Origin of the sequence: Streptomyces sp. NPDC047014 (genome assembly GCF_040644195.1) — a bacterium.
Lineage (GTDB): Bacteria > Actinomycetota > Actinomycetes > Streptomycetales > Streptomycetaceae > Streptomyces.
Genome location: NZ_JBEYVX010000140.1, coordinates 1 through 9,100 on the forward strand (window position 1 = coordinate 1; position 9,100 = coordinate 9,100).

The following is a 9,100-nucleotide window of genomic DNA, read 5'->3' on the forward strand; positions in this document are numbered from 1 at the left end:
CGCCGCCCCCGCCCCCGCCCCGCCCCCCCCCCCCCCCCCCCGAAACGGCGAAAGGGCGGGGCGGGGAGCAGCTCCGCGCAGCGGCACCCCGCCCGCCCCCGCCCGCCCGGTCAACGCCCCCGTCTCGCCCGCCGGAACCCCCACCGGCCGGCCACCCCCGTGGGCTTACCCTGGCCGCATGACCTCGCTCGACGACGCCACCGCCACCTCCGCCGCCACCCCCGCCACCTCGCCGGTCCTCGCCACCGCCCACCGCGCGAGGACCGCCTCCGCGGCCATCGCCCCCCTCCCGCGGTCCGCGAAGGACGCGGCCCTGCTGGCGATCGCCGACGCGCTGGAGGCCCGTACCGCCGAGATCATCGCCGCCAACGCCGTGGACACCGGCAAGGCCCGCGCCGCCGGTACCAGCGAGACCGTCATCGACCGCCTCACCCTCACCCCCGAGCGGGTCGCCGCCATCGCCTCCGACGTGCGCGACGTCGCCGCCCTCCCCGACCCGGTCGGCGAGGTCGTCCGCGGCGGCACCCTCCCCAACGGCATCGACCTGCGGCAGATCCGCGTCCCGCTCGGTGTCGTCGGCATCATCTACGAGGCCCGCCCCAACGTCACCGTGGACGCCGCCGCCCTCTGCCTCAAGTCCGGCAACGCCGTGCTCCTGCGCGGCAGCTCCTCCGCCTACGCCTCCAACACCGCCCTCGTCGGCATCCTCCGCGACGCCGTCGAGAGCGCCGGCCTGCCCGCCGACTCGGTGCAGCTCGTCCCCGGCGAGTCCCGCGACTCCGTCCGCGAGCTGATGCGCGCCCGCGGCCTCGTCGACGTCCTCATCCCGCGCGGCGGAGCCTCCCTCATCAAGACCGTGGTCGAGGAGTCCACCGTCCCCGTCATCGAGACCGGTACCGGCAACTGCCACGTCTACGTCGACGCCCAGGCCGACCTGGACACGGCCGTGGACATCCTCATCAACTCCAAGGCCCAGCGGCCCTCCGTCTGCAACTCCGCAGAGACCCTGCTGGTCCACCGGGACATCGCCGCCGCCTTCCTGCCCCGCGCGCTCGACGCGCTCGCGGACGCCGGGGTCACCGTCCACGGCGACCCGGCCGTGCTCGCCGCCGCCGAGGGCACCAAGGCCACCGCGCTGCCCGCCACCGACGAGGACTGGGCCGCCGAATACCTCTCCTACGACATCGCCGCAGGGGTCGTCGACTCCCTCGACGACGCCGTCGCCCACATCCGCCGCTGGACCTCCGGCCACACCGAGGCCATCGTGACCACCTCGCAGGCCGCGGCGCGCCGCTTCACCCAGCTGGTCGACTCCACCACCGTCGCCGTGAACGCCTCCACCCGGTTCACCGACGGTGGCCAGTTCGGCTTCGGCGCGGAGATCGGCATCTCCACCCAGAAGCTGCACGCCAGGGGCCCGATGGGGCTTCCGGAGCTCACCTCCACCAAGTACATCGTCACCGGCGACGGTCACATCCGGTAGTCGCCGGGCGAACACGGGGTGGCCGGAATCGGCGTACACCCTGCCCAAAGAGGCCCCCCAGGTCTACGCTGGTCCCGTGCCGGACGACGTGGGGGGCAAGCCGTTCCCGGACGGCGGGGAGCCCGACGACGACCGCGGAGGCGCGGACAAGGACTTCGCCTCCGTGGTGTTCGACGAGGTCTTCGTCCGGAGCGCCGAGATCCATGAACCGAGCGCCGCCGAGCGCCAGCGGGCGGCCGACCGGGCACGCGCCGAGGCGGAAGCCGCCCGCGCCCTCCCCGGCGGCTGGACGGCCGACGAGGACTACGACGGCTACGGATACGGCCACCCCGACGGCTACGACCCCGACGAGCACGGCTGGGAACACGGCTGGAGCCACGACCGCGGCGGCTACCCCTACGGCCCGTACGGCGCCTACGGCGGCAGCCTGCGCCCGTACCGCGGCCGCGCCCCGTGGCTGCGCCCGGTCGCGTGGGTGCTGGCCTTCGTGATGGGCCTCGGCATGGTGGCGCTCGCGTTCAGCGCCGTGTACCGCAGCGCCTCGGGCGACTCCGACCCGGCTCCGGCGCCCGCGAGTACACCCGGACGGGAAGTCACCGGCGTCGGCGCGTTTACCTACCCCTCAGTCCGCCAACCCTGAAAGTACGACCCCGCGCGCGATCGCATGAGCCGGGGGCTTCTCTGGAGCGGGGACAGCGGGGAGAAGCGATGGCCGTACCAGGAGATCCACCCGACAAGGGCCCCGACGGCGGTGACGACGACTACCGGTCGGTGGTGTTCGACGAGGACTTCGTCCGGGCCGCCCGGCTCCAGGAGTACTCCGCCCAGGAGCGCATGGGCGAGCACGCGCGGGCCGTGCGCAGCCGGTCCGTCTGGTCGGGCGGCGCCCCGAACCGGACCAGCACCCCCGGCCGGGGCGCCCGGCAGGGCATGCTGCTCGTGCTGCTCATCGCCACTGCCTTCGCGGCAGCGGTGTACATGGGGCTGCGGAATCCCTACGTGCCGCCGCCCGGGGGACCGGCCCGGCCGCTGACCAGCACCGTCGTGCCACTCGCCCCGACGGCCCCCGTGCCCGGCGGGCTGCCGCCCGAGCTGTACGCGGACAGCCCCGCCGCCGACTACCGGGTCGGCGCGGCGGGGATCACCCTGCCCGCGGTGCGGCGTACCCACCACTTCACCGATGTCCAGATCGTCACCGCCCTGTCCATCGCCAAGGACTACCTGGTGCAGTCCTCGCTGGACCCGGACGTGCTGGCCGGGGCCGCCGCCCGGCCGGTGCGGGTGCTGCTCGATCCCGACCAGGTGGAGCAGTTCGACCGCAGCATGACCTCGCCCGCCGGGGACGGGCGGCACGCCGCCACCGGCTGGCTGGTCCGCTTCGACCCGGCCACCGCCGTGATGGCCGACCCGCGGGTCCGGGTGAACGGCACCCTCGCCTTCGAGGAGGTGACCTCGGACCTGCTGGAGGTCACCACCGACCACACCTTCGTGTACGCCGTACGGCCGGCCACCGGGGCCCCGGCGGCGGCCGAGGGCGCCTCGCTGTTCACCGTGCGGCGCGAGCTGCGGCTGCGCTTCGACCGGGAGGACCTGGCGGCCCGGCGGCTGGAGCTGGCCTCGGCCTATGTGATGGCGGGGCCGCAGGACTGCTCCGCCGATCCGGCCGCGGGCTTCCGCCCGCTCCTGGCCGGCGCGAGCCCCACGACCGTCGGCCCGGCGGCCAGCGATCCGTACGCCAGTGGCCGGCCGCGGCGCACCGCCGGGCTGTGCGGCGTGCTGGCGACGCCGCCCTCCGCGACGGCGCCGGAGGCCCGGCCCGTCAGCCCCGCCCCGTAGCCCCCTCCTCGCCCTCGGCGCCGCCCTTCGGGCCGCCGGGGGCGGTGCCGTCGCCCCCGCCGCTCTTCTCCTTGCCCGCCGCGCTCCCGCCGGCCGCCGCGGCCGTGAACTTGTCGCGCAGCCGCCCGCCCAGGTCGCCCGCGCCGCCCGCGAGATCGCCCACCAGCTTCATCAGCGGGTCCTTGCTGGTGCGCACCGAGTCCGCGTAGTGCGCGGCGGACTGCCGGAAGGAGTCGGTGACGGAGGTGTCCTTGTCCTCGTCACGGCGCGGGTAGTGGCCGTCCATGAGCCGCTGGAAGTCGCGGCTCTCCGCCCACTTCTTGAGCTCGGCCGCGCGGACCGTGGTGAAGGGGTGCGTCCGCGGCAGCAGGTTCAGGATCTTGAGCACCGAGTCCCGCAGGTCACCGCTGGCCTCGTACTCCTCGGCCTGGGCGAGGAAGGCGTCCACGTTCATCTCGGAGAGGTGGTTGCCGCCCGCGATCTTCATCAGCCCGCGCATCGACGCCTGGAGGTCCTGGCCCACCAGCAGACCGGCCCGGTCGGCCGACAGCTCCGACTTGCGGAACCACTCCCGCAGCGCCGTCACCAGCGTCATGATCGCCACATTGCCCAGCGGGATCCAGGCCACCTTGAGCGCCAGGTTCGTCAGGAACAGCAGGATCGTGCGGTACACGGAGTGCCCCGACAGCGCGTGGCCCACCTCGTGGCCCACGACCGCCCGCATCTCCTCCTCGTCCAGCAGCTCGACCAGGCTCGTGGTCACCACGATGATCGGCTCGTCGAGCCCGATGCACATCGCGTTGGGCCGCGGGTCCTGCTGCACATACATCTGCGGGACCTTCTCCAGGTCCAGGATGTAGCAGGCGTCGCGCAGCATCGCGTACAGCTCGGGGAACTGGGTCTCGCCGACGCGCACCGACTCCGACAGGAACAGCAGCCGCAGGCTGCGCTCCGGCAGCAGCCCGCTGACGGCCTTGAAGACCGTGTCGAATCCGGTGAGCTTGCGCAGCGCCACCAGGGCGGAGCGGTCCGCGGGGTGTTCGTACGCCCGTGAGGAGATGCCGGGGAACCTCCTGCGGTCCCGCGCCGGCACCTTCTCGAATCCCGTCTCCGTCATTGCACCCTCCCCTTGTCGGCCTTCGCGGCCCTGCGTCTATCCTCTCCAACGCCTGAGTCGGCGCGAGCGTGCCCCGGGCGCCCGCATACGATGTGAGCGAAGTCTCCGTCCGCTCACCGACTCGATAGGTATCTGCCTGATGAGCCTCTCCTCCACCGCCCACAACCTGGTCGTCCTCGCCTCGGAGGGGGCCGAGCAGCACGGCGGCCAGCACGACAGCCTCAGCCCCTACCTGACCGGCGGCGCCGCCTTCGTCATCCTGATGCTGATGCTCTGGATCACCACGCGCCTGAACCGCGACCGCTAGCCGGACCGGTCCGCCGGGCCAGTAGGCTCTGCGCTCATGGGAGAGCAGGAGATGCCTACCGGTCCGGTCAAGCGCCGGCTCGGCGTGATGGGCGGGACTTTCGACCCGGTCCACCACGGACACCTGGTGGCCGCCAGCGAGGTGGCCGCCCTTTTCCACCTCGACGAGGTGGTGTTCGTGCCGACGGGCCAGCCGTGGCAGAAGTCCCAGCGGGCGGTCTCGCCCGCCGAGGACCGCTATCTGATGACGGTCATCGCCACGGCCTCGAACCCCCAGTTCTCGGTGAGCCGCATCGACATCGACCGCGGCGGGCCGACGTACACGATCGACACGTTGCGGGACCTCAAGGCGCTGAACGACGACGCCGACCTGTTCTTCATCACGGGCGCCGACGCGCTCGCGCAGATCCTGACCTGGCGCAACGCCGACGAGCTCTTCTCGCTCTCCCACTTCATCGGCGTCACCCGGCCGGGCCATGTGCTCACGGACGACGGGCTGCCCGAGGGCGGGGTCTCCCTCGTCGAGGTGCCCGCGCTGGCGATCTCGTCCACGGACTGCCGGGCGCGGGTGGCCAAGGGGGACCCGGTCTGGTACCTGGTGCCGGACGGCGTCGTGCGCTACATCGACAAGCGTGAGCTGTACCGGGGAGCCTGAGCTTCCGGAAGAGAGGGGCCCCGCGGTGAACGACCGACAGGATCCGTACGACCCGTATGCCGCGCAGGAGCAGCAGCTCATCGGCTACGACGCGTACGGCCGGCCCGTGTACGGCCAGGCACCGGCCCAGCAGGCCACCTCGTACGAGCAGGGTTACGGCTACGACCAGCAGGGCTACGCGCAGCCGCAGCAGGAGTACTACCCGCAGCAGGGCTACGCGCAGCAGCCCTCCTACGGCTACGACCAGCAGCAGGTCCAGCAACAGCAGGCCCAGCAACAGCACACGCAGCCCCCGCAGCACACGCAGCAGCAGACCCAGCAGTGGATCCCGCAGCAGGCGGCCACCGCGCCGCAGGAGGCACCCGCCACCGAGCCGCCGGCCGCCCAGGTCCCCGAGCCGCGCCGGCCCGCCACGGGCGGCGGGGAGGCGGACGACCGGGACTACCGCACCGAGATGTTCGCGTTCATCGACCAGCCGGACGAGGACTCCGAGGACGTCATCGACTGGCTCAAGTTCACCGAGAGCCGCACCGAGCGCCGCGAGGAGGCCCGCCGCCGCGGCCGCAACCGGGTGGTCGCGCTGATCGTCGTCCTCGCCCTGTTCGCCGCCGGAGGCGTCGGCTACCTCTGGTACGCGGGCAAGCTGCCCTTCCTCGACGGGCCCGGCGGGAACGAGGCCGCCCCGACCGCCGACGCCGGGGCGCAGAAGCGCGACATGATCGTCGTACATGTGCACAACACCAAGAAGGGCGGCACCTCCTCGGCGCTGCTCGTCGACAACGTCACCACCAAGAAGGGCGCCACCGTCCTGCTGCCCAACACCCTCTCCGTCAGCGCCCAGGACGGCACCCCCACGGCGCTCGGCAAGGCGGTCGAGGAGGGCGGTCTCGGCACGCGCGAGGCCCTCGACGCGGTGCTCGGCACCCACATCGGCGGCACCTGGCGCCTGGACACCCCCTTCCTGGAGAACCTGGTCGAGCTGGTCGGCGGCATCGAGGTCGACACCGACATCGCCGTCCCGGCCGACGACGCGGCCAAGGCGCCCGCCGTGGCCCAGGGCCAGAAGCAGAGCCTGAGCGGGCCGATGGCCGTCGCCTTCGCCACGTACAAGGCCCAGGGCGAGCCGGAGGCCAAGCAGCTGGAGCGCATGGGCAAGGTGCTGCACGCCGTCCTGCGCAAGGTCCCCGGCGATCCCAAGGCGGCGGCGGTGACGGTCGAGAGCATCGGCCAGATCCTCGACCCGGCGCTGAACGCCCAGACCCTCGGCGCGCTGCTGTCCCGGCTGGGCGAGCGGGCCAAGGTGGGCGCCTACCGCACCGACGCCCTCGCGGTGAAGGCGGACGGGACGCTCACGGACGAGAGCAGCACCAAGGTGGTCAAGGAGGTCCTGGGCGGATCCGGGGCCGCGGCGCAGCCCGGCGCCACCCCGCGCGTGGGCCTCAAGGACGCCACGGGCGACGCGAAGACGCAGGTCGCGGCGGTGGCGGCGCTCAAGAACGGCGGCTACACCTTCGTCGACGGCGGCAAGGCCGACAAGACGGCGGCTACCTCCCAGATCACCTACCAGGACGACACGCAGCGCGAGCGGGCCATCGAGGTGGCCAAGACGCTGGGGCTGCCCGAGACGGTGGTCAAGAAGGCGGAGAGCGTGGTGAACGCGGAGGTCGTGGTGATCCTCGGCAAGGACTACAAGTCCTCCTGACCGGGTGCCGTCGGCGGTACATGAGACCCTTGTAGGGATCTGCCCACCAACCCGAAAGCATGGCCAGTGACCGCCACGGACCGCTCCATCGAGCTCATCACCGCCGCCGCCCAGGCCGCGGCCGACCGGCTCGCGCACGACATCATCGCGTACGACGTCAGCGACGTGCTGTCGATCACCGACGCCTTCCTGCTCGCCTCGGCGCCCAACGACCGCCAGGTCAAGTCGATCGTCGACGAGATCGAGGAGCGCCTGCTCAAGGAGCTCGGCGCCAAGCCGGTGCGCCGCGAGGGCGACCGCGACGCCCGCTGGATCCTGCTCGACTACGTCGACATCGTCGTCCACGTCCAGCACAGCGAGGAGCGGGTCTTCTACGCGCTGGAGCGCCTGTGGAAGGACTGCCCCGAGATCGAGCTCCCCGAGGACGCCAAGCTCACCATCGGCAAGGCCGAGGAGCACGCCAAGCTCCGCGAGGCGCAGGGCGACGACGAGCTGGACGGTGATCTCTTCTGAGCGCGACCACCTCGGGCCGGCCCGGCCGGAAGATCGTCCTCTGGCGGCACGGCCAGACCTCGTGGAACCTGGAGCGGCGCTTCCAGGGCTCCACGGACATCGAGCTGACCGAGACGGGCCTGGCGCAGGCGCGCCGCGCCGCCCGGCTGCTCGCCTCGCTGAAGCCGGACGCCATCGTCGCCTCCGACCTCAGCCGTGCCGCGGCCACCGCGGCCGAGCTGGCCGCCGTCACGGGTCTGCCCGTGGCGCACGACGAGGCGCTGCGCGAGACGTACGCCGGCGAGTGGCAGGGCCTGACGCACGAGGAGATCGTCGAGAAGTACGGCGAGCAGTACGCGGCGTGGAAGCGCGGCGAGCCGGTGCGCCGGGGCGGCGGTGAGCTGGAGACCGAGGTCGCCGACCGCGCCGCGCCCGTGGTGCTGGAGCACACCGGCCGGCTGCCCCGGGGCGGCACCCTCGTCGTGGTCAGCCACGGTGGCACCATCCGTACGACCATCGGCCGGCTGCTGGGTCTGGAGGCGCGCTCCTGGGAGAGCCTGGGCGGGCTCTCCAACTGCTGCTGGTCCGTCCTCGGCGAGGGCGCGCGCGGCTGGCGCCTGCTGGAGCACAACGCCGGCACGCTGCCGGAACCGGTGCTCGGCGACGACGACTGACAGGCTCCCTGCCGCTTCCCACCGGGGCCGGAGCCCGGATTTCACTTTCCGGCTGGTCCCAGGCTAGAGTTCTTCTTGTTCGCAGCGAAGAACACCGGAGACGGGGGAAGCGCAGCGGAGAGCGGGGCTATAGCTCAGTTGGTAGAGCGCCTGCATGGCATGCAGGAGGTCAGGAGTTCAATTCTCCTTAGCTCCACAATCAGGATCCCGTCCCCAACAGGGGGCGGGATCCTTGCTTTTGTACCCTTTGCGTTTGCTGACCTGGCCCGCACCGGCGTGGCAGAATCGGACAGCCGGAGGGGGAGTCGACGGCCCGACGCGGGAGGGAGTCGCTGACGGATGGGTGCACACCGGCGCCGGTGCGACTGGTGCAACAACGGCACGCCGATCGTCCGGGACATGGACCCGGTCAACCCCGACTACCAGTACTGGTGCGAGGAATGCGCGCGGGCGCTGATCATAAAAGGCGACCCGATCGAGACGTACCGGGAGCTGGAGGGGGAGCCGATCTACGGTCGGCTGCTGGACGAGCACTGCACGCTCAAGCGGTTCTATCAGTTCGCGCGAGCGTGACGAACAGTTGCAAAACGGACATGGCCTTCGGTCGGCGGAAACCGATTTTTGGACCAGGGCCATGACCGTGTAATGTTTGGGACGTCGCCAAGGGGAACCGGGAAGGGAAACCGGAGCGGCAAACACAGCAAGGGGCTATAGCTCAGTTGGTAGAGCGCCTGCATGGCATGCAGGAGGTCAGGAGTTCAATTCTCCTTAGCTCCACAGTGAGGAAGCGGGGCCCCCCCCGGCGGGGGGGCCCGGAACCTGGGTCGGGGCGACG

The 9,100-nt window shown here is 72.1% G+C and carries 10 protein-coding genes and 2 tRNA genes; 11 read left to right on the top strand and 1 reads right to left on the bottom strand.

What is annotated here, in order from left to right; translation table 11 throughout:
- Positions 1-178 precede the first annotated feature (178 nt).
- From ABZ873_RS32975 to ABZ873_RS32985, 3 genes are all read left to right on the top strand, one after another.
- Positions 179-1,483, top strand: coding sequence for a glutamate-5-semialdehyde dehydrogenase (locus ABZ873_RS32975; RefSeq protein ID WP_360880175.1), 1,305 nt, complete (start codon positions 179-181; stop codon positions 1,481-1,483).
- A 76-nt stretch (positions 1,484-1,559) separates the two neighbouring features.
- Complete coding sequence (locus tag ABZ873_RS32980) at positions 1,560-2,123, top strand: hypothetical protein (RefSeq protein WP_360880178.1); 564 nt, start codon at positions 1,560-1,562, stop codon at positions 2,121-2,123.
- Between the two features lie 68 nt (positions 2,124-2,191).
- Entirely contained in the window at positions 2,192-3,319 is a 1,128-nt protein-coding gene (locus ABZ873_RS32985) for a hypothetical protein (RefSeq protein ID WP_360880181.1), read from the top strand.
- Here the strand turns inward: ABZ873_RS32985 and ABZ873_RS32990 are convergent.
- On the bottom strand, positions 3,303-4,436 hold the full coding sequence (locus tag ABZ873_RS32990) for a M48 family metallopeptidase (RefSeq protein WP_360880184.1): 1,134 nt from the start codon (positions 4,434-4,436) through the stop codon (positions 3,303-3,305). The genes ABZ873_RS32985 and ABZ873_RS32990 overlap by 17 nt on opposite strands.
- A 139-nt stretch (positions 4,437-4,575) precedes the next feature.
- Here ABZ873_RS32990 and ABZ873_RS32995 point away from each other — a divergent pair, with 139 nt between their 5' ends.
- From ABZ873_RS32995 to ABZ873_RS33030, 8 genes are all read left to right on the top strand, one after another.
- Positions 4,576-4,743 carry a hypothetical protein gene (locus tag ABZ873_RS32995; RefSeq protein WP_360880186.1) on the top strand — a complete coding sequence of 56 codons (168 nt, stop codon included), beginning with the start codon at positions 4,576-4,578 and terminating at the stop codon, positions 4,741-4,743.
- Positions 4,744-4,779: 36 nt separating this feature from the next.
- Positions 4,780-5,397: a nicotinate-nucleotide adenylyltransferase gene (gene nadD, locus ABZ873_RS33000; protein ID WP_360880189.1), complete on the top strand. Its 618-nt coding sequence runs from the start codon at positions 4,780-4,782 to the stop codon at positions 5,395-5,397.
- A gap of 25 nt (positions 5,398-5,422) precedes the next feature.
- Positions 5,423-7,099 carry an LCP family protein gene (locus tag ABZ873_RS33005; protein ID WP_360880192.1) on the top strand — a complete coding sequence of 559 codons (1,677 nt, stop codon included), beginning with the start codon at positions 5,423-5,425 and terminating at the stop codon, positions 7,097-7,099.
- Positions 7,100-7,165: 66 nt separating this feature from the next.
- A complete protein-coding gene (gene rsfS, locus ABZ873_RS33010) occupies positions 7,166-7,612 on the top strand; it encodes a ribosome silencing factor (protein ID WP_136215683.1) in 447 nt (148 codons plus the stop codon).
- Positions 7,609-8,265 carry a histidine phosphatase family protein gene (locus ABZ873_RS33015; protein WP_360880195.1) on the top strand — a complete coding sequence of 219 codons (657 nt, stop codon included), beginning with the start codon at positions 7,609-7,611 and terminating at the stop codon, positions 8,263-8,265. Before rsfS ends, ABZ873_RS33015 begins: the two co-directional genes overlap by 4 nt.
- 123 nt (positions 8,266-8,388) lie before the next feature.
- Positions 8,389-8,461, top strand: a tRNA-Ala gene (locus tag ABZ873_RS33020).
- A gap of 143 nt (positions 8,462-8,604) precedes the next feature.
- Complete coding sequence (locus tag ABZ873_RS33025; protein ID WP_008738908.1) at positions 8,605-8,838, top strand: hypothetical protein; 234 nt, start codon at positions 8,605-8,607, stop codon at positions 8,836-8,838.
- Positions 8,839-8,969: 131 nt separating this feature from the next.
- Positions 8,970-9,042, top strand: a tRNA-Ala gene (locus ABZ873_RS33030).
- Positions 9,043-9,100 lie beyond the last annotated feature (58 nt).